This is a genomic window from Actinophytocola sp. NPDC049390 (assembly GCF_044466355.1).
Lineage (GTDB): Bacteria > Actinomycetota > Actinomycetes > Mycobacteriales > Pseudonocardiaceae > Actinophytocola.
The window spans coordinates 911,949-931,404 of record NZ_JBITMQ010000001.1 but is presented as its reverse complement, the minus strand read 5'-3'; the positions used below and the strand labels follow the sequence as shown (position 1 = coordinate 931,404).

Here is a 19,456-nt window from a genome sequence, read left to right as displayed (position 1 = left end):
CCTCAGAGCGCGCGGCCGAGGACGTGCGCCTCGGTCATCGCTTCCAGCAGGGTTCTCGGGGCGACCGCGTCGCCGATGACGTGCACGGACAGCCCGGCGTCGGCGAGCGGCGCCGCCAGGTCGTCGCGTGCGGCGGGTGGGTCGAGCGCGACCACGTCGGTCACGTCCGGGACGGTGGTGGCCGCGTCGACGAGCGTGCTCGTGATGTGCACGGCGCCGTGGTCGACGGTGGCGGTGGCGGACGTCCACAGCTGGACGCCGAGGTTCCGCAACCGTTCGACGGCGGTCATGCGGCTGTACTCGGTGACGCCCCACAGCGCGGTGCCCGCCGCGGTGACCAGGTGCACGGTGGCGCCGCCGCGGGCCGCGGTCTCGGCGACGGACGCGGCGGTCCAGCCGCCGTCGTCGTCGAGCACCAGCAGCGTCCGGTCCGTCCAGGACGCGCCGCTCAGGACGTCGTGGGCGGTGAGCGCACGGCCCCAGCCGGGCACGTCGCGTGCCGTGTGCCGGGCGCCGGTGGCGAGCACGACCGTGTCGGATCGTGCTGCGAGCACCTCGTCCACTGTGGCCGGTGTGCTCGTCCGCACCGGGACGTCCAGGTCCGCGAGGCGGCCCTGTAGGTGGGCCCGAAGCCGGTCGAGGTCCCCACGACCTGCACCGCGACGACCGATCCGCAGCTGACCGCCCGGCTCGGGCCCGGTCTCCCACACCTGCACGGAGTGCCCGCGCGCCGCGGCCAGGCGCGCGGTCTCCATCCCCGCCGGTCCCCCGCCGACGACCAGCACCCGCGCGGGTTCCGGCGACGTGCCCGGCTCTTCCGGCCACTCCGCCTCACGCCCGACGCGCGGGTTCATCATGCAGGTCATCGGCCGGTGGCCGGCGATCTCACCGATGCAGAAGTTGCAGGACACGCACGGCCGGATCCGGTGCTCCTCACCGGCCGCGGCCTTGGCGAGCAGGTTCGGGTCGGCGATGTGCGCGCGAGTCATGGCGACGGCGGCGAGCAGCCCGGTGGCGAGCCCGCGTTCCGCGTCGGCGAGGTCGAGGAACCGGCACGCCGCGAACACGGGCGTGTGGGTGCACTCCTTCGCCACGGCGAGCGTGTCGTCCAGGTACGGGGTGTGGCCCTCGCTCATGTCGGCGACGTGGTGGCCGATCGACGGGACCGTGTAGGAGGCGAGGGACACGTTGAGGAACCCGATGGGACGGGTGGTGTCGAGCAGGTGCGCGATGCGCCGCCCGGCGTCGAGGTCCTGGCCGCCCGCGACGAGTTCGTCGGCCGACATGCGGACGCCGACGACGACCTGGTCACCGACCGCGTCCAGGACCGCGTCGAGTACCTCCAGGGGATAGCGGAGGCGGTGGGTCTCGCTGCCGCCGTACTCGTCGCCGCGGTCGTTGCTGGCCGGGGAGATGAACTGGTGCAGCAGGTGCCCGTGTCCGAAGTGGACCTCGACGCCCTGGAAACCGGCCTGTACGGCCAGCTTCGCCGCCTGTACGTAGGCGTCGCGGACCTCGGTCATGTCGCGGCGGGTCATGGCGTGCGGGACGTGGCCGCCCGCGGTCCAGCGGCGGCTCGTCGGGCCCCACGCGGCGGTGCGCCGGAAGACGTTCTCGCTGTGCCGCCCCGCGTGCGTGATCTGGCTGAACACCGCGGCGCCCTCGGTCCGGACCGCCTCGGTGATCTTCGTCAGCATCGGGAGCGCCGCCGGGTCCGCGGCGAGACCGCCCGCGCGGCCCAGGCTCGTCGTGTGCACGCGCAGCGGTTCGGTGATGATCAGCCCGGCGCCGCCGCGGGCGCGTTCCCGGTGGTAGGCGACGTGGCGTTCGGTCGGCAGGAAGTCCGCGCCGAAGTTGGTGGTGTGCGCGGACACGAACACCCGGTTCCGCAGGGTGAGCCCGCCGACCTCGACCGGGGAGAAGACGTGGGGGTAGGGCGTCATGGCCGCCACTCCGGCGCCAGGTCGTCGGTGGTGCGGGCGTCGAGCACGCCGGTCTCGGCGAGGTCGTTCCACACCCACTGCTCGACGATCAGGCCGTCCCGCAGGCGGAACCGGTCGACGTACCGCACGTGGTCGAACCGCACGCCGTGGTTGTTCTCGCCGAACAGCCTGCCGATGGAGTAGACGAGAGTGCCGTCCTCGCCCGTCTCGTAGCGGTCGCGGTGCTTGCCGACCGAGCGGTAGCGGCCCGTGCTCGCCGCGGCCAACTCGTCCAGGCTGCGGTAGCGCTTCCCGCCGGGGAAGACCAGTTCGGCGTCCGGTGCGAGGTGGCGGGCGGCGTCGTCCCGGCGGCCTTCCTCGACCGCGGCGAGGTAGTCGTCCACGAACTTCATTTCCCCGCCGCCTTCCGGACGGCCGCGACGATCGTGTTGTAACCGGTGCAGCGGCACAGGTTCCCATTGATCGCACGGTGGATGTCGTCGTCGGTGATGTCGCGGCTGGGGTCCGGTGTGGACTCCACGAGTTCCCTGGCCGTGAGCAGCATGCCGGGCAGGCAGAACCCGCACTGGAAGCCGAACTCGTCCCAGAACGCCTGCTGCACGGGGTGCAGCTCGTCACCGTCGGCGAGCGACTCGATGGTCTCGACATTCGCCCCGTCCGCCGACAGTGCGAGGACCGAGCACGACTTGGTGGTCTGCCCGTCGACGACGACCGTGCAGGCGCCGCAGTCGCCGGTGAGGCAGCCGACGTGCGTGCCGGTCAGGCCGACCTGTTCGCGGATGGCGTGCACGAGCAGCGTGCGCGAGTCGACGTCGAACTCGTGCTCGACCCCGTTGACGGTCAGCTTCATGCCGCCTCCTCCAAGGCACTGGCCACCGAGCGGGCGGCGATCACGGGCGCGATCCGCGTCCGGTAGTGGCCGGGGGCGAGCACGTCGTCCCACGGCTCGGTGAGCACCCGGTCCACGGCGGGCCGCAGCTGCTCCCGCCAGGACTCCCGTGCCACCTCGACGGTCACCGGCTTGGCCGCGGCGCCGCCCAGCACGACCCTGATCGTCGGCCCGACGACCGTGGCGGCGGTGACGATCGGCCAGCTGCCCTCGACGAGCTTGAACTTCAGGTAGCCAAGCGCCCCGGCGGGGTCCGGCACGGCGATCGCGGTGAGCACCTCGTCAGGCTCACGCACGGTCCGGAACGCGCCGAGGAAGAAGTCGGCGGCCGCGACCTCACGCACTCCCCCGGCCTTCGCGAGGCGCAGCCGGGCACCCAGCGCCACGAGGGCCGCGGGGACGTCCGACGACGGGTTCGCGTAGCTCGCCGACCCGCCCACGGTGCCGCGGTTGCGGATCTGCGGGCCGCCGGTGATGCCGCGGGCGACGGTCGCGAGCAGCGGCACGTCCGAGCGTTCCAGCTCGGTGTACGTGGTCATCGCGCCGATCACCCAGCCGCCGTCGCCGCGGGTGATGCCCGCGAGCCCGGCCTTCGCGAGGTCGACGACCGCGGCGGGACGGACCTTGCCGTGCGTCATGTCCGGCACGACCATGGTGCCGCCGCCGACCACCACGGCGTCGCCGTCGGCGAGCGCGGCGGTCACACCGTCCACATCGGAGGGTCTCGTGTACCTCATGGGCGTGCCTCGTCGATCAGGGCCAGCACGTTCGGCGGGCTGAGCGGAACACCGCGGACGGTGACGCCGAACGGGGCGAGCGCGTCCTCGACCGCGTTCGCGACGGCCGCCTGCGCGCCGCCGACCCCGGCCTCACCGGCGCCCTTGTTGCCGTGCATGGTGAACGGGCTCGGGGTGACCTGGTGGATCATCCGCAGCAACGGGATGTCACCGGCGCGCGGCAACAGGTAGGTCTTGAAGCGGTTGGACGCCAGGCTGCCGTCGGCACCGAACACCAGCTGCTCGGACAGCGCGCTGCCCAGACCCATCGTCACCGCACCCCGCGCCTGGCCCTCGACCAGCAGCGGGTTGATCATGGTGCCGCAGTCGTGGGCCATCACGTAGTCGGCGAGCGTGACCTTGCCGGTCTCCGCGTCCACCTCGACCACCACGGCGTGCAGGCTCGACGAGTACGTCGGGTACGGCTGGATGCGGCCCAGCTCGTCGGGGACGTGGTCGATGTTGCCGGGTTTGTAGGCGCGGGTGGACTCGAGCACCGGCTCGATGTCGCCGATCGCGAACGCGCGGGTCAGCAGCGCACGGGCCACCTCGCGCACCGGCACCTCCCGGCCCCCGCCGAACGCGACCCCGCCGCGGATGTCCACGTACTCGGTTTCCAGCAGCAGTGCCGCGACGGCGAGGAGCTTGGCCCGCACATCCCGTGCCGCGAGCGCCGCCGAGCCGCCGCCGACGACCATGCTGCGCCCGGAGAAGTTGCCGAACCCGTTGGGACACCGGTCGGTGTCGCCCTGCACCAGCTCGACCCACTCGATCGGCACGCCGAGCTCGGTGGCGACGATCTGCGCGATGCCGGTGTCGTTGCCGCCGCCCGGTGAGGTGACGCCGGTCAGCACGGTGACCATGCCGGTGACGCTCATCCGCACGGTCGTCGTGTCGAACCCGGAGACGAACGTGCCGGGACTGTCGGACGACTCGGGCGTCAGCTCGAAACCCAGCCCGATGCCCAGGTACCGCTGCTGCGCGCGCAGTGCCGCCTGCCGCTCACGGACCCCGGCGTAGTCGACCTCGGCCAGGGTCTTGTCGAGGAGGCCGACGAAGTCGCCGCTGTCGATGTTGAGGCCGGTGGCCGTGCGGTACGGGAACTCGCGGACGAAGTTGCGGCGGCGAACCTGCGCCGGGTCCATGCCCAGCTCGCGGGCCACCAGGTCGACCGCGCGCTCCATGACGAAGTGCGCGGCGTCCTTGCCGAACCCGCGGGCGGCGTTGAGCGGCGGTTTGTTGGTGCACACGATGTCCAGCTCGACGCGCACGTTCTGAACCGCGTACCCGGACGGCTGTGTGGTGGCGGACATGTTCGGCATCGCCCAGCCGGCCTGTGCGGTCAGCGCGCCGATGTCGGCGACGATCTCGTTGACCAGCCCGGTGATCCGGCCGTCGCGGGTCGCGCCGACCCGGAACCGGTGGACCTGTTCGCGGGCACCGGCCATGAGCGTCTCGCGACGGTCCTCCACCCACTTCACAGGTGCCCCGGCGAGCATCGACAGCAGCGCCACCAGCGTTTCCTCGGGATGGCCCTGCATCTTCAGCCCGAACGAGCCGCCGACCTTCGCGGTGATCACCCGGATGCGGCTCTCGTCGACGCCGAGGCTGACGGACAGCATCCACCGCAGCTGGTGCGGGTTCTGGCAGGACGCGTGCACGGTGAGCGTGCCGTCGCGCCACGACGCGAGGTAGCCACGCGGCTCGATCGGCGCGGTGGTGGTGCGGGAGATCCGCAGCTCACCTTCGACGACCACGTCCGCGGCGGCCAGTGCGCCGTCGGGGTCGCCGGAGCCGTACCGGTTGTGCGACACGACGTTGCCCGGCCAGTCCTCGTACAGCCGCGGCGCGCCGGGTGCCATCGCGGCGTCCGCGTCGAGCACGTGCGGCAGCACGTCGTACTCCACCCGCACCAGGTCGGCCGCCGCCTCGGCTTCGAGCCGCGACGCGGCCACGACCGCGGCGACCGGCTGTCCCACGTGCACGACCTTGTCGACCTGCAGGCACCGGATGTCCGTGCGGTTGCCGCCCCGCGCGGCGGGGTCGATGAAGTAGGGCACCGGCCCCGCGTGCTTCGCGGCCTGCGCCCCGGTCAGCACCAGCGCGACGCCGGGCGCCGCCTCCGCCTCGGTCGTGTCGATCGAGACGATCCGCCCGTGCGCGACCGTGCTGCGCACGACGACCGCGTGCAGGAGCCCCTCGGGACGGATGTCGTCGAGGAAGGTCGCGCGGCCGGTCAGCAGCGCGGCGCCGTCCCGCTTGCGCGGGGACGCACCGATACCGGCCTGGACGGGTGCCGCGGGTGCCGTCATCACGGCATCGCCACCCGCAGGCGCCTCCCGGTGCGGTACACGGGGTTGCGCTTGTCGACGTCGAGCTTGTGCACCTCGCCGTTGCCGTCCACAGCGGACTGGAGGCCGCCGGTGACGCCGGGCGTGGAGGTGATGAAGAACTTCTGGCCGTCCTTGGTCGGGAACGGCGGCTCGTGCCAGGTGCCGCGGTGGATGTTCAGGATCACGTCACCGGGCACGAGGAAGGCGCGGATCGACGAGAAGTCGGGGAACCCGTCGACGAGCGGCGCGTCGGGCGGGGCGGCGACCGACACGAACGGGTCGCCGTTCAGCGGGATGAACGTCTGGGTCATGCCGTGGTGGCGTTCCATGTACCGGATGTCGCCGCCGCGGTAGCCGACGCGGAACAGGATGAACTCGGGCCGCTCGTCGACCTGCAGCACGACCGGGCCGTGGATGGCGTTGAGGCCGTTGTACAGGTCGATCGGCAGCTTCTGCGTGGTCTCCAGCGAGACGACCTCGCCGAACGGCGCGAACGCCTCGGCGGTGACCGGCTCCGGGGTGATGGTGAAGATGTCGGTGTGGATATCGGTCACGGGGTTCTCCTTCACGGGCGCGTGGCCAGCGGCGCGGTCAGCTCGCGCACGGGCGTGGCCTCGGGTGGAGCGAGCAGCAGGTCGGCCGTCTGTCGGGCGATCCGTTCCCCGAACGCGGACCCGACATAGCCGTCGAACTTGGCGAGGAGCTGCTCGCGGGTGAGCGGTGCACGGCTGTCCCCGGCCGGGACGTCCACTGTCTTCGTGTGCCTCGTGCCGTCGGCGGTCGTGATCGTGACGCGCGTGGCGGTGTACTCCGGGTAGCGCGCCTCCAGGTCGTCGGCGCGACGCAGGCGCACCAGGTCGGCGACGCGCAGCACGGCCGGGTCGGTGCGGCGGCCCTCGTCGTACTGGGCGCCGGTCACGTCCCGGTCGGCGACCGCCGCGCCCACCACGTACGGCAGGCTCAACGTGCAGGCCACCGTGGACGGATCGGTGCCGACGGGCCGGTCGACGAGCAGGAGCGCGATGTCGTAGGTCTCCACGTCCACGTCGGTGACGGTCGCCGGGTCGAGGTCGTGCTCGATCGCGAGCTCGACCGCGGCCTGCCCGGCGCCGTGCGTGTGCCGGCAGCCCGCGTACCGCTTCTGGTGCACGTCGAGGATCGTCCACTCGGTACCGAGGTCGTCGGTCGTGTCGGTGACCTCTTCGCCACCCAGCACCGCGACGAGCCCGCGTGGGTGCTCGACCACCTCTCGCCAGCCGGTCAGCCCGGCGGCGGCGTGCTGCGCGCCCTCGACCCCGGCCCGTGCGAGCTGTCCCGCGAACGCGGGCTTCGCCGACGGACCGGCGAAGATCGACTCGATGAGGACGGCCGGGGCGAAGAACGCGGCCGCGCCGATCGCGTCGGCGATGCCGTCCTCCTTGAGCCCCAGCAGTCTGGCGCACCCGGCGGCCGCGCCGAACGTCGCCGCGATCGGGAACCAGCCGGCCTGCGTCGCCCTCGGGTGGGTGGCGCGGCCGATGCGGTCGGCCACCTCGTACGCGACGACGGCGGCGGTGAGCAGGTCACGCAGCTCGGCACCGGTCTCCTCGGCGACCGCGAGCAGCGCGGGCAACGTGTGGGAGGGGTGGAAGCCGCCGAACCGGTAGCCGTCCTGGTGTTCGAACACGTCCGCGGCGGCGCCGTTGCAGAAGGCCGCGTCCGGTGCAGGGGCGGAGAACCCGGCACCGAACACGGTGGCGACCGGCCGCCCGCCGCGCGAGCGCACCAGGTCGATCATGGTGGACACCTCGGGTGTCCGGGCACCGCCGACCGCCGCGCCGACGAAGTCGGTGAGCAACGCCCCCGCCTTCGCCACCACCGCGTCCGGCAGGTCCGCATAGGACAGACGAGCCGCGAACGCGGCCATCGCCCTGGTCTGTGGTACGGCCGTCACGCGTGGCCACCGAGCTGCTTGCGCAGTTGCCCCACCATCTCGCCGAACCGGGGGTCGCCGGACACCGACAGGTCACGCGGCCGCTCGAAGTCGACCTCGATGACGTCCTGCACCCGGCCTGGCCGCTGCGACAGCAGCACGACCCGGTCGGCGAGGAACACCGCCTCCGAGATCGAGTGCGTGACCAGCACGATGGTCTTGCCGGTCTCCAGCCACAGCCGCTGCAGCAGCAGGTTCATCGAGTCGCGGGTCATCGCGTCGAGCGCGCCGAACGGCTCGTCCATCAGCAGGATCGACGGGCGGTGGATGAGCGCGCGGGCGATCGCGACACGCTGCTGCATGCCGCCGGACAGCTGCTTGGGGTAGTGGTCGAGGAAGTCCTCCAGACCGACGAGCCCGGCCAGCTCCTCCGCGCGTGCCTTCCGCTCCGCACGGCCGACTCCCTTGGCCTCCAGCGGCAGCGCGATGTTGCGCCACACCTTGCGCCACGGCATCAGGTTCGGCGCCTGGAACACGAAGCCCAGCGAGCCGAGCGTGTCGCGGGCGGGCTTCATGTCGCGGCCGGTGAACAGGGGCTTCCCACCGATCTCGATCGTGCCCTCGGTGGGTGGGATCAGCCCGGCGAGCATGCGCAGGAGCGTCGTCTTGCCGCAGCCGGACGGGCCCAGCAGCACGACGAACTCCCCGGGCTTCACCTCGAGGTCGGTCGGCAGCAACGCCTGGACGGGGCCCGCGCTCGCGGCGTAGGTCTTGCCGACGCCACGCACGGAGATCGCGTCCCCCGCGATCACGTTCTCGGTCATCGCACTCTCCCGGGTGGTGCTGTCAATCACGATGTTCGCTCCGCAAGCTTCGCTCAGTCGACATAGGCCTGCCTCGCCAGCTCGTCCCACGCGCCACCCGGCGCGGGGTCCCGGTACTCGGTCGTGGTGGTCGCGTCGGACCGGATGAACGACATCGTCCCGCCGCGCGAATAGAGCGGCCCGTGGAAGATCCCGGGCGAGCGGAAGAAGTACGAGCCCTCCCGCATCACACCCCGGGCTCCCATGAGGACGTCGCCGTAGATCTTGTACGACTCCTCGTACACCGGGTGCGCCTCCTCGGACTCCGAGCGCCAGCCCGGCATCATCGCGGCCAGGTAGATGTAGGCGCGGTCGTCCTTGCGCAGTGTCTTGAGCATCGCGCCGGGCTGCAGCTCGACCTCACCGCTCCACGTCGCGGGTGTCCACTGGAGACGTTCGGTGTGGGTGACGGAGACGACCCCCGTGTCCCCGTCACCCGGCTCGAAGGCGGGCGTGCCCCAGAACCCGCAGTACAGGACCAGTCCGCGCACGCCCGGCACCAGGTCGACCTCGGCGCCCGCCGCGACGTGCACGTAGTCGTTGACCTCGATCGGCTCGCCGTTCAGCACACCGCCGCCGGACAGCACGTAGATGTCGGCCTCGGCGGCGAGCACGCCGCGCTGCGGGTCGACCACCCGCTGCACCGCGGTCTCGGCGCCGTCACCGAGGTCCCGGCTGAGCACCCGCTTGCGGCCGCCGCCGACGAAGCCGAACTCGCCCCGCGCGGGGCGTTCCCACGGCACGTCCGCGCTGTCGATGAAGTCCACATCGGACCTGTTCCACATCAGGCACTCCCCGCGATCCGGCGGCCGAGCAGACGTCCGAACGACATCGCGGGCGTCACGCTCATGCCGCTGACGAACGACTTGCCCGACAGCGTGCTGCCGCCGAGCACCTCCCCCGCCGCGTACAGGTTCTCGATCGGCCCGGCGCCGCCGAGGACCCGCAGGTCCGCGTCGACGACCAGCCCGGCCGGGCTCTTCAGCGTCGAGCCGTGGTTGCGCACCGCGTAGAACGGCGCCTTCTCGATCGGCAGCGGCAGGTGCGCGCGCCCGAGGGCGTCCACACCGGACTCGACCGCCGCGTTGTACTCGTCGACCGACCGCCGCAGCCCGGCCGGGTCGATCCCGGCACGCTCGGCCAGCTCCTCGATCGTGTCGGCCGTGGCGAACGACGGGTGCGTCGCGAACGCCTCACCCAGGTCCTCGTCCGCCCAGGTGGGGAACAACGCGGGTGCCTTCTGCCGCACGCCGTCGTCGTAGACCACCCAGAACCGCAGGCCCGGCTGGTCGAGCAGCGCGTTCTCCCGGACGTCGACGCTGTCGGCGTCCTCGGCGACGAACCGCTCGCCGCGTTCGTTGACGTGGATCTCCCACGGCAGCCGCGACTGCGGCGTGAGCTGCGGGTAGTCGTCGAGCGGGACCGTCTTCGACGGGCTGTCCGGCAGCAGCACGCCGCCGTACGTGGGCAGGAACTTGTCCCCGCCGTGGGTGCGGGCGCCGAGGTCCAGGGCGGCCAGCATGCCGGTGCCGGTCGATGTCGGGGCACCGGGTCCTACCAGCGGCGCACCGCCCGTGAGCTGAGGGAACAGTTCCGCGTTGCCCGCGTAGCCACCGCTTGTCAGCAGCACCGCGGCCGCGTCGAGGTCGGCGCGGACACCGTCCGCCCCGAACACGGTGACGCCCGCGACCCGGTTCGAGCCGTCGGCGCGCAACGCGGTGACGGTCGTGTTGAGCAGCAACGTCACCGAGCCGTCCGAGCAGGCCCGCTCGAACCGCGGGATCAGCACCTCCAGCACCGACAACCCGCCGCGCACGCCCCAGTAGGTGCGGGGCACGCGGTACGGCTCGTGGAAGTACAGGATGGCGGGTGCCGCCGGGTCCATCTCGAACCCGGCGGACATCAGCCAGTCGACGGTCTCCGCCGCGTGGTCGACGGCGAGCCGCACCAGCTTCGGGTCCGCGGTGTTCTTGCTGATCCGCATGACGTCGTCGAAGTGCAGGTCCGGGCTGTCGTCGATGCCGCGGGCGCGCTGCAGCGCGGTGCCCGCCGCGGACAGCTGCGCCCACGACCGCCACAGCGTGCCGCCCACCTGGTCGGCCTGCTCGACGACGGTGACCCGCAGGCCGGCCCGCGCGGCCTCGATGGCCGCCGGCAGGCCCGCGGTGCCCGCGCCGACGATCAGCAGATCCGCCCTGTCCGTGGCGTTGATGTCGTCACCCACTCAGATCTGGTCCACGAACTGGGTGGTGACGAAGTCCTCGACCGGGCGCTTCGCGTCCTTCATGATCCCGGACTTGCGCATCAGCTCGACCGCCGACTCCCACGCGGGCAGGTCGACCGACAGGTAGTCGCCGGACGCCGGCTTGCAGACCACGGGCTGCGCCTCGACCTTGAGCTTCGCCAGCTCCTCGTCGCTGACCTCGACCTTGTTGAACGCGCCGACGGCTTCGAGCACCTTGTCGAGGTTCTCCGGCTTCTCCACGAACTCGTAACCCTTGCGGGACGCGCGGAGGAAGCCGGTGATCGCCTCGGCCTCCTTCTCCAGGTCCGCGGTCTTCACGATGTAGGAGTCGCCCGGCATCTTGGCGAACTCGTCGGTGTTCAGGTAGTTCAGTTCGATCTTGCGCTGCTTGAACGCCGCCTCGGAGCCGATGTAGGTGATGAACCCGTCGACCTCGCCGCGGTTGAGGAACTCCAGCGAGCCCACGTCCGCGCCGGTGACGACCTTCTTCACCTTCTTGGGGTCGAGTCCCTCCGCGACGGACATCGCGTCGAGCAGCAGCTCGGTCGAGCCGCCCTTGGAGATGACGCCGATCGTCTTGCCCTGCCACTGTTCCGGGTGTGTCAGCGGGTTGTCCGGCAGGGACGCGACGCTGTACTGGGACTTCTGATCGCCTTGCGCGACCGTGATGATCCCGGCGCCCGTGTCGGCGATCAGCGGGCAGGTGGTGATCGCGGCCGCCTTGCCGACCAGGCCCTGGTTCGCGGACACCTGCGAGATGGAGCTCGCGGTGCCGGTGCCGCCGACCACGTCGATGTTCAGGCCCTCCTCGGCGAAGTAGCCCTCCTGGATCGCGACGTAGACGTCGGCGTAGTTGATGATGTGCTGGAACGGGGTGATGAACGTGGCGTCCTTCGCGTTCGGGTCGGCCGCGGCCTGACCCGCCGAGTCGTTCCCGGTGCTCGGCGCGCACGCCATCACGAAGGTGCTGCCAGCGGCGGTGGTGATGGCGAAAAGGCCGCTGTTGCGCAGGAAAGAACGTCGATCCATGATGCCGGACTCCTGGGTTCTGCTTGGGTCCACAGAGGACTTAGAGGCTGGTGGCGCGCCCCGACGACTCGTGCCAGGGGATCGCGAACCGCCGGATGCCCGCCACCACGGCGTAGAGCAGGAATCCGAGAACGGTCATGATGATCACGACGGCGAACAACTGGTCGGTGCGCAGCGCCGCGAGCATGACGGTGGCAAGGGCGCCGAGGCCCTCGTCGCCACCGAGGTACTCACCGACGATCGCGCCGGTGATCGCGAAGACGATGCCCAGCTCGATGCCGGTGAGCACGGCGGGCAGCGACGACGGGATGTCGAGTGAGATCACGCGCTTCCACCAGGGCGCCTGGATGACGCGCATGAGGTCGCGGTGGCCCGCCTCGATCGAGCGGATGCCGAGAATCGTGTTCTGCATCATCACGAAGAAGCTGATGATCGCGGCCATGAAGATCTTGGACGAGAGGCCGAAACCGAACCACAGCAACAGAAGCGGCACGATCGCGACCTTCGGCACGACCTGTGTCGCCACGAGGAACGGCGAGAGCACCCGTTCGAGTGAGCGCATCTTGCCGAGCAGGATGCCGAGCGCGACGCCGACGACGACCGCGAGGCCGAAGCCGACGATCGTCTCGTAGAACGTCACGTACATCGCTTCGTAGATCATCGAGTCGCCGAGCAGCTCGATCAGCGCGGTCCACACGGCCTCGGGTGGCGGCATGATCAGCTCGCTGACGCCGGAGACGACCGTGTACAGCTTCCAGAGGCCGATGATCGCCACGAAGATCACCGGTGTGGTCACCCACAACAGCCAGCGGGGGCCGGTCTCCTTACGCGGCGCGCGCGGGGCGGCCGGGGACTCGGATCGGGCTGGGGCCTGCGTCGCACTCACCATGCGAATGTCCTCCACGGGATCCTTGGACGCTCGCCGTGTATCGCTAAGCGGAACGCCGTAACGGATGCCGGTATGCTAGGTCCGCGTTCGAACGACGGTCAAGGCATCGTCGAGCCAAATTGCGCATGAATTCATTCGTTACCCACCGTGCGCACGGACACGGCCGCAGTGCGTCACGACGACGATCCCCATCAGACCGTCAGAACTGTCCTCACCGGACACGTGAGCTGCGGCCGAAACGCCGCCGTAACGGGGATTCCTTGCGGTGAACGATCAGGCGCCGGTGCGCCGGTGACCCAGTCCGATCGAGACGGCCGCGGCGGCCTCGGTGACGAGGGTGCCGTACTCCTCGATCTTGTCCTCGCTGATCCGCCCGACCGGACCACAGACCGACAACGCTCCGTAAACACGACCGGTCGCGTCGAACACCGGCGCCGCGACGGAGCCCGCGTCGACCTGCCGCTCACCACGACTCACGGCGTACCCGCGCCGGCGGATCCGGCGCAGCTGCTCCTCGAGCTCCTCGCGGCTGGTGACCGACACGGTCCCGGCGAGCGCCCGGTCAAGGTAGGCGGCCAGCTCGTCCGGCGCGAGCGAGGCGAGGATGGCCTTCGAGGAGCCGCCGACGTGCAGCGGGAACAACTGCCCGAGCGGCACCGCCATGCGGATCTCCTGCGGCGAGAGCACCTGGGCGAGGTACATCCGCTGATCCCCGTAGCGGGCCGAGAGGGTCGCGGTCTCGGAGGTGGCCGCGACGAGCCGCTCCATGTGCGGCTGCGCGATGCTCGGGACCTCCATACGCGCGAGCGCGGCCAGCCCGACGCTCACCGCGCCGGGTCCGAGCCGGTAGCGGCGGGTGCGCTCGTCGACGAGGAAGAACCCACTGGCCACGAGCGTCCGCACCACCCGGTGCACCACGGTCTTGCTGTAGCCGAGGGTGCGGGCCAGCTCGGAAACCCCCACGTCGGGCTCGGGCGACTCGGCGACGGCGAAGATCACTTTGAGGGCACGGGTGATCCCGCTGCTCGTCTCGCCGTCCTCGCTGTCCGCGGACGACGGGACGGGCCCACGTGTCACCCGCTCGGCCGCCATGCCGACGGATTCTAGGTGATCACCGTGAGGTATGACACGGCGCGCCCGGGCCGGTTTGTGTCCAGAATGCGCCCATGGGTGCGACAACGCTGGTGGTAGGCGGTGCGGGCGGCATCGGCGGGGCGTGCGCCGACTGGTTCCGCGCGCGGGGCGACGAGGTCGTGGTGCTGGACCGGTCGCTCGGCCACGACGCCGCCGACCCGGCTTCGGTGGCCGCCGCACTGGCGGACGTGCCCGCGCTGGACGTGGTCGTGCACGCCGCCGGCTCCGTCGGCAAGGGCGGGATCGAGGAACTGGACCTGGCCGAGTGGCACCGGGTGCTGAACGACAACCTGACGTCGGCGGCGGTGGTGACCAGCCAGACCCTGCCGACGATGACGCCCGGCGGTTCGGTGGTGCTGTTCAGTTCCGTGAACGGGCGACACGGCGGGAACGAGCTGTCGGGGCCCGCGTACGCGGTCGCCAAGGCGGGGATCATCGGGCTCACCCGCCACCTGGCGAAACACCAGGCCCGGCGGGGAGTGCGGGTCAACTGCCTGGCGCCGGGCCCGGTGGCGACCCCGATGCTCGACCGGTTGACGGAGGAGGAGATGGCGGGGTTGCGCGCGTCCATCCCGCTGGGTCACGTGACCGACCCGGCCGAGATCGCGGGCACGGTCGGCTGGCTCTGCTCCCCCGCCGCCGCATCCATCACCGGCACGGTCGTCGACGTGAACGGCGGCATGTGGATGGGCTGACCCGCCGTGCCCCACGGACCGGCCACGCCCCGCTGCCTCGTACACCCCCCCCCGAGACACCTCGACATTTAGCCGTTGCGCTAACTGTCGTGGACATGAATACTTAGCCATATGGCTCAGTATTCGGCGGTGCTCGACGGGGTGTTCGTCGCGCTCGGGGATCCGACTCGGCGGGCCGTGATCCGTCGACTCGGACGCGGCCCGGCCAGTGTCGGCGAGTTGGCGCGGGACGCGCCCATGACGCTGCCCTCCTTCATGAAGCACGTTCGGGTGCTCGAGTCGAACGACCTGATCCGCACCGAGAAGTCCGGCCGGGTCCGCACCTGCGTCCTCAACCGCGAGCGGCTCGCGCTCGTCGAGGACTGGCTCGCCGAGCAACGCCGGATCTGGCTCGACCGCACCGACCGGCTCGAGCGGTTCGTCACCACCAACGACCAGGAGAATCCGTGAACCCCGATCTCGACCTCGGCATCGAGCGGCTGATCCGCGCGCCCCGCAACGCCGTCTGGGACGCCTGGACCAACCCCGCCAGCCTCGCCCAGTGGTGGATACCGGCCCCCGCCCGCTGCCGCGTCGAACGCCTGGAGGTCCGGCAGGGTGGCGCCTTCGTGACGCGCGTCAGCGACGACGGCACCACCTTCGCACCACATCTCGACGCCTGTTTCCTCTTCGTGGCACCGTTCGAGCGCATCGTGTTCACCAACGCCGTCGACAGCTCGTGGCGGCCAGCCAGTCCCGAGCCCGTCGCGATGACCGCCGACGTCGTTCTCGCCGATCACCCCGACGGCACCGACTACCGGGTCGTCGTGCGGCACGGCGACCCCGCCACCAGGGCGCGGCACGCCGATCTCGGGTTCGCCGACGGGTGGGGCGGCGTCACCGCCCAGCTCGCGCACTTCGTCGAGCAGGCACGATGAAACTCACCCTCACACAGTTCGTCTCCCTCGACGGCGTGAGCCAGGGCCCGGGTTCGCCGACCGAGGACACCACCGACGGGTTCACCCTCGGCGGCTGGCTCGTGCCCTACCTCGACGACGTGTTCGTCCGGCGCACGTCCGAGTGGCTCGACCTCGCCGACGGGCTCCTCCTCGGACGCCGCACCTACGAGGCGTTCGCCAGGGACTGGCCGCGGATCACCGATCCCGACGATCCGTACACCGAGCGGATGAACCGGCTGCCCAAGTACGTCCTCTCGAACACGCTCACCCACGGCGACTGGGCACCGACGACCGTGCTCCGGGGCGACGCCGTGCGGGCGATCGCCGACCTGAAGACACGGCCCGGCCGGGAGCTCCAGGTGCACGGCAGCGCCCGCCTCGGCAACGCGCTGCTCGCGGCCGGGCTCGTCGACAGCCTGCGGCTCGTCGTCGCGCCCACCGTGCTCGGCGCCGGGCGGCGGCTGCTCACCCACCCGGGCCCGGCCACCGGCCTGCGGCTGGTCCGGCACGAGGCGACGCCCCAGGGCCTGCTGCTGCTCGAATACCTCCCCGTCGGCGCCGCCCCCGTCGGCGAGTACGACGGGGTGACGGACCTGTGAGTCCTACGAGGTCAGGCAGAACGGGTGCCCCGCCGGGTCGGCGAACACGCGGAAGGTCTTCTCGTCGCCCGGTAAGCGGGTCGCGCCCAGCTCCAGCGCCCGCGCCTCCCCCGCGTCGAGGTCGTCGACGAGGATGTCCAGGTGCGCCTGCTGCGGTGCGGCCGGGTCCGGCCACCGCGGCGGCGTGTACTCGGCGACCTGCTGGAACATCACGCTCTTCCCGTCCCCCGCGATGAGCGCGCCCTCGGGGCCCTCGTACGTCATCTCCATACCCATCAGCGCGGCGTAGAACCGGGCGAGCCCGACCGCGTCCGGCGCGTCGATGGTCACCGCGAACAACGTCATCTCCGGTCCGACGCCGTCCTTGCGGCAGAGGTCGAACGGGTGCCCCGCCGGGTCCGCGAGCGTGATCCAGTGCGGGCCGTCGGCCAGGCGGGTGGCGCCCAGCTCCTCGGCCCGCTTCGCGGCCGCCTCGTGGTCCTCGATGAACAGGTCGAGGTGGAACTGCTGCGGCAGCTCCTGCCCCGGCCAGCGCGGCGCCACGTGGTCGGGCGCCTTCTGGAAGGCGATCTCCTGTCCGTCGCTCGCGCGGATCGTGATCCAGTCGCCCACGTCGCGCACCGTCTGCCACCCGGTGAGCGCGGTGTAGAACTCCGCGAGCCCCGAGATGTCCGGCGCGTCGAACGCGGCCAGCTCCAAACGTCCTGTCACAGCCATGCGGGCATCATGCACCCGAGCACCGACAAAACCGGTTCGCGCAGGTCAGGACGTCTCGCGCGGCCGCACAAGTTCATGTTACCGTTGGTAACAGTAAACGGAGGTAACAGGCGTCACAGGGAGCTTCCCATGACCACGATCGACACGCACGACCAGGCCGACCGCCAGTCCGTGGCGCGCAGGCTGCTCGAGTCTTCCGAGACGTTGTCGTACGACCCCGCGCGGGAGGTCGACTGGGAGACGCCCCTCGACACCGACTACCACGGCACCAGCCCGGAGTGGAGCACGCTGTACGGCACCGCGTACTGGGACGAGATGACCGAGGAGCAGCGGCGCGAGCTCACCCGCCAGGAGGCGGCGTCCGTCGCGAGCACCGGGATCTGGTTCGAGATGATCCTCCAGCAGATGATCCTGCGGGACTTCTACGCCAAGGACCCGACCGACCCGGCCTTCCAGTGGGCGCTGACCGAGATCGCCGACGAGTGCAGGCACTCGATCATGTTCGCGCGTGGCGCCGCGAAGCTCGGCGCACCGGCCTACCGCCCGAAGCGGCACGTCGTCGAACTGGGGCGCGCGTTCAAGGCGGTCGCGTTCGGGGAGGCCGCGTACGCGGCCATCCTCGTCGCCGAGGAGGTCCTCGACGTCATGCAGCGCGACTGGATGCGCGACGAGCGGGTGGTGCCGTTCGTGCGCACCATCAACAACATCCACGTGGTCGAGGAGTCGCGGCACATGAAGTTCGCCCGCGAGGAGACCAGGGACCGGCTGCGTGGCGCGAGCCGCCCGCGCAGGCAGTTCACCGCGCTGGTCGTGTCGATCGCCGCGTACCACATCGTCACGAGCATGTGGAGCGACGAGGTCTACGCGAACGCCGGGCTGGACACCAAGCGGGCGGTGCGCGAGGCGAAGGCCAACGAGCACCACAAGTCGATGCTGCGCTCGAGCTGCGCCGGCCTGATGGAGTTCCTCGACTCGTGCGGGCTGCTCACCCGGCCCGCGACGTACTTCTACCAGCGCGCCAACCTGATCTGAGCCATGGCGTTCGCGATCACGCAGACCTGCTGCAGCGACGCGTCCTGCGTCGCCGTGTGCCCGGTCAACTGCATCCACCCGACACCGGACGAGCCGGACTTCGGCGCGACCGACATGCTCTACGTCGACCCGCGCACCTGCATCGACTGCGGCGCGTGCGCGGACGCCTGCCCGGTCGACGCGATCTTCCCCGTCGACGCGCTGACCGCGCCGCTGAAGTCGTACGCGGACATCAACGCGCGGTACTACGCGGACAAGCCCGCTGAGGCGCCCGACCCGGCGCCGAACTTCCACACGTGGGCGCCGCCGACGTTCGACCGCGTCATCCCGTCCGACCTGGCACCGCTGGACGTCGCGGTCGTCGGCACCGGTCCCGCGGGCATGTACGCGGTAGCTGACCTGCTGTCGCACACCAACGCGACGGTGACGCTGATCGACCGCCTGCCGGTCGCGGGTGGTCTGGTGCGCTACGGGGTCGCGCCGGACCACCCGTCGACCAAACGGATCGGCGAGACGTTCGCGCGGTTCCACACGCACCCGAGGCTGCGGCTGAAGCTCGGCGTCGAGGTGGGCCGGGACGTGACCACCGACGAGCTCGCGGACCGCCACGACGCGGTGATCTACGCGGTCGGCGCGGCCGGGGCACGTGACCTCGACGTTCCCGGTGCGCACCGGACGATCGCCGCGACGACGGTCGTCGGCTGGTACAACGGCCACCCGGACGTGCGGGCGGACGCGGTGGACCTGTCCGCGGAACGGGTCGTCGTGGTGGGCAACGGCAACGTCGCGGTCGACGTGGCGCGGGTGCTGACCGCCGACCCGGCGACGCTGGCGGGCACGTCGATCGCACCGCACGCGCTGGCCGCGCTCACCTCGGGCAAGGTCCGCGAGGTCGTGCTCCTCGGGCGCAGGGGGCCCGAGGACGCGGCCTACACGGCCCCCGAACTGCTCGCGCTCGCACAACGCGCGGAGGTCGACCTCGTCGTCGACACGCACGACCCCCGTGTCACGGCGGCGATCGAGGCGGGTGGGAAGGCCGCGCTGCTGCGGGGTGTGCGGCAGGAGGCGGTCGACTGGTCGGCGCCACCACCGCACGAGCGGCGGCGCGTCGTGCTCCGGTTCCACTCGGCGCCCGACGCCGTCGTCGGCGACGACGAGGTGCGTGGCCTGCGGGTGAGCGGCGGCACGGAGATCACGACGGGCCAGGTCGTGCGCGCGGTGGGCTACCGGGGCACGCCGGTGCCCGGACTGCCGTTCGACGACGGCGCGGGCACGATCCCGAACACCGCGGGCCGGGTGCGCCCCGGCACGTACGTGGTCGGCTGGATCAAGCGCGGACCGAACGGCGGGATCGGCGCGAACAAGTCCTGCGCCGCGGAGACGGTCGGCGCGCTGCTGGCCGACGTCACCGCGGGCCTGGTCACGCCGAAACGCAGGCGCCGCCGGTCACGCCGGCGCTGAC

20 protein-coding genes are annotated in these 19,456 nt (G+C 71.4%); 6 read left to right on the top strand and 14 right to left on the bottom strand.

What is annotated here, in order from left to right; all coding sequences use genetic code 11:
• Positions 1-2 precede the first annotated feature (2 nt).
• The 13 genes from ACIBVP_RS04225 to ACIBVP_RS04165 form a co-directional block, all read right to left on the bottom strand.
• Positions 3-1,943: an FAD-dependent oxidoreductase gene (locus ACIBVP_RS04225; RefSeq protein ID WP_396104491.1), complete on the bottom strand. Its 1,941-nt coding sequence runs from the start codon at positions 1,941-1,943 to the stop codon at positions 3-5.
• Positions 1,940-2,335: a nuclear transport factor 2 family protein gene (locus ACIBVP_RS04220; RefSeq protein WP_396104490.1), complete on the bottom strand. Its 396-nt coding sequence runs from the start codon at positions 2,333-2,335 to the stop codon at positions 1,940-1,942. Before ACIBVP_RS04220 ends, ACIBVP_RS04225 begins: the two co-directional genes overlap by 4 nt.
• Positions 2,332-2,793, bottom strand: a complete 462-nt coding sequence (locus ACIBVP_RS04215) for a (2Fe-2S)-binding protein (RefSeq protein ID WP_396104489.1) — start codon at positions 2,791-2,793, stop codon at positions 2,332-2,334. Before ACIBVP_RS04215 ends, ACIBVP_RS04220 begins: the two co-directional genes overlap by 4 nt.
• Positions 2,790-3,569 (bottom strand): FAD binding domain-containing protein, encoded by a 780-nt coding sequence (locus ACIBVP_RS04210; RefSeq protein ID WP_396104488.1) that lies wholly within the window; start codon positions 3,567-3,569, stop codon positions 2,790-2,792. The genes ACIBVP_RS04215 and ACIBVP_RS04210 overlap by 4 nt, the downstream gene beginning before the upstream one ends.
• The gene (locus ACIBVP_RS04205; protein WP_396104487.1) at positions 3,566-5,920 is read right to left on the bottom strand and encodes a xanthine dehydrogenase family protein molybdopterin-binding subunit; all 2,355 of its coding nucleotides are present in this window, start codon (positions 5,918-5,920) and stop codon (positions 3,566-3,568) included. The genes ACIBVP_RS04210 and ACIBVP_RS04205 overlap by 4 nt, the downstream gene beginning before the upstream one ends.
• Positions 5,920-6,495: an ureidoglycolate lyase gene (locus ACIBVP_RS04200; RefSeq protein WP_396104486.1), complete on the bottom strand. Its 576-nt coding sequence runs from the start codon at positions 6,493-6,495 to the stop codon at positions 5,920-5,922. The genes ACIBVP_RS04205 and ACIBVP_RS04200 overlap by 1 nt, the downstream gene beginning before the upstream one ends.
• A gap of 11 nt (positions 6,496-6,506) precedes the next feature.
• Positions 6,507-7,874, bottom strand: a complete 1,368-nt coding sequence (locus ACIBVP_RS04195) for an MmgE/PrpD family protein (protein WP_396104485.1) — start codon at positions 7,872-7,874, stop codon at positions 6,507-6,509.
• The gene (locus ACIBVP_RS04190) at positions 7,871-8,677 is read right to left on the bottom strand and encodes an ABC transporter ATP-binding protein (RefSeq protein ID WP_396104484.1); all 807 of its coding nucleotides are present in this window, start codon (positions 8,675-8,677) and stop codon (positions 7,871-7,873) included. Before ACIBVP_RS04190 ends, ACIBVP_RS04195 begins: the two co-directional genes overlap by 4 nt.
• Before the next feature lie 53 nt (positions 8,678-8,730).
• Positions 8,731-9,501 carry a DUF4437 domain-containing protein gene (locus ACIBVP_RS04185; RefSeq protein WP_396104483.1) on the bottom strand — a complete coding sequence of 257 codons (771 nt, stop codon included), beginning with the start codon at positions 9,499-9,501 and terminating at the stop codon, positions 8,731-8,733.
• Complete coding sequence (locus ACIBVP_RS04180) at positions 9,501-10,940, bottom strand: FAD-dependent oxidoreductase (RefSeq protein WP_396104482.1); 1,440 nt, start codon at positions 10,938-10,940, stop codon at positions 9,501-9,503. Before ACIBVP_RS04180 ends, ACIBVP_RS04185 begins: the two co-directional genes overlap by 1 nt.
• Positions 10,941-11,990 carry an ABC transporter substrate-binding protein gene (locus ACIBVP_RS04175; RefSeq protein WP_396104481.1) on the bottom strand — a complete coding sequence of 350 codons (1,050 nt, stop codon included), beginning with the start codon at positions 11,988-11,990 and terminating at the stop codon, positions 10,941-10,943. It abuts the gene before it with no gap.
• A gap of 40 nt (positions 11,991-12,030) precedes the next feature.
• A complete protein-coding gene (locus tag ACIBVP_RS04170) occupies positions 12,031-12,879 on the bottom strand; it encodes an ABC transporter permease (protein WP_396104480.1) in 849 nt (282 codons plus the stop codon).
• Positions 12,880-13,152: 273 nt separating this feature from the next.
• Entirely contained in the window at positions 13,153-13,971 is an 819-nt protein-coding gene (locus ACIBVP_RS04165) for an IclR family transcriptional regulator (RefSeq protein ID WP_396104479.1), read from the bottom strand.
• A gap of 74 nt (positions 13,972-14,045) precedes the next feature.
• Between ACIBVP_RS04165 and ACIBVP_RS04160 the strand changes: the two genes are divergently transcribed.
• The 4 genes from ACIBVP_RS04160 to ACIBVP_RS04145 all read left to right on the top strand — a co-directional run bounded on the left by ACIBVP_RS04160 (position 14,046) and on the right by ACIBVP_RS04145 (position 16,245).
• Positions 14,046-14,708 carry an SDR family NAD(P)-dependent oxidoreductase gene (locus ACIBVP_RS04160; RefSeq protein WP_396104478.1) on the top strand — a complete coding sequence of 221 codons (663 nt, stop codon included), beginning with the start codon at positions 14,046-14,048 and terminating at the stop codon, positions 14,706-14,708.
• 111 nt (positions 14,709-14,819) lie between these two features.
• Positions 14,820-15,158, top strand: coding sequence for an ArsR/SmtB family transcription factor (locus tag ACIBVP_RS04155; RefSeq protein ID WP_396104477.1), 339 nt, complete (start codon positions 14,820-14,822; stop codon positions 15,156-15,158).
• A complete protein-coding gene (locus ACIBVP_RS04150) occupies positions 15,155-15,625 on the top strand; it encodes an SRPBCC domain-containing protein (protein WP_396104476.1) in 471 nt (156 codons plus the stop codon). The genes ACIBVP_RS04155 and ACIBVP_RS04150 overlap by 4 nt, the downstream gene beginning before the upstream one ends.
• Positions 15,622-16,245 (top strand): dihydrofolate reductase family protein, encoded by a 624-nt coding sequence (locus tag ACIBVP_RS04145; protein ID WP_396104475.1) that lies wholly within the window; start codon positions 15,622-15,624, stop codon positions 16,243-16,245. The genes ACIBVP_RS04150 and ACIBVP_RS04145 overlap by 4 nt, the downstream gene beginning before the upstream one ends.
• Before the next feature lie 3 nt (positions 16,246-16,248).
• Here ACIBVP_RS04145 and ACIBVP_RS04140 read toward each other — a convergent pair whose 3' ends face one another.
• Positions 16,249-16,962 carry a VOC family protein gene (locus ACIBVP_RS04140; RefSeq protein WP_396104474.1) on the bottom strand — a complete coding sequence of 238 codons (714 nt, stop codon included), beginning with the start codon at positions 16,960-16,962 and terminating at the stop codon, positions 16,249-16,251.
• A gap of 129 nt (positions 16,963-17,091) precedes the next feature.
• Here ACIBVP_RS04140 and ACIBVP_RS04135 point away from each other — a divergent pair, with 129 nt between their 5' ends.
• Together ACIBVP_RS04135 and ACIBVP_RS04130 are read left to right on the top strand one after the other, a co-directional pair.
• Entirely contained in the window at positions 17,092-17,994 is a 903-nt protein-coding gene (locus ACIBVP_RS04135; RefSeq protein ID WP_396104473.1) for a diiron oxygenase, read from the top strand.
• A gap of 3 nt (positions 17,995-17,997) precedes the next feature.
• Positions 17,998-19,455, top strand: coding sequence for an FAD-dependent oxidoreductase (locus tag ACIBVP_RS04130; protein ID WP_396104472.1), 1,458 nt, complete (start codon positions 17,998-18,000; stop codon positions 19,453-19,455).
• Position 19,456 lies beyond the last annotated feature (1 nt).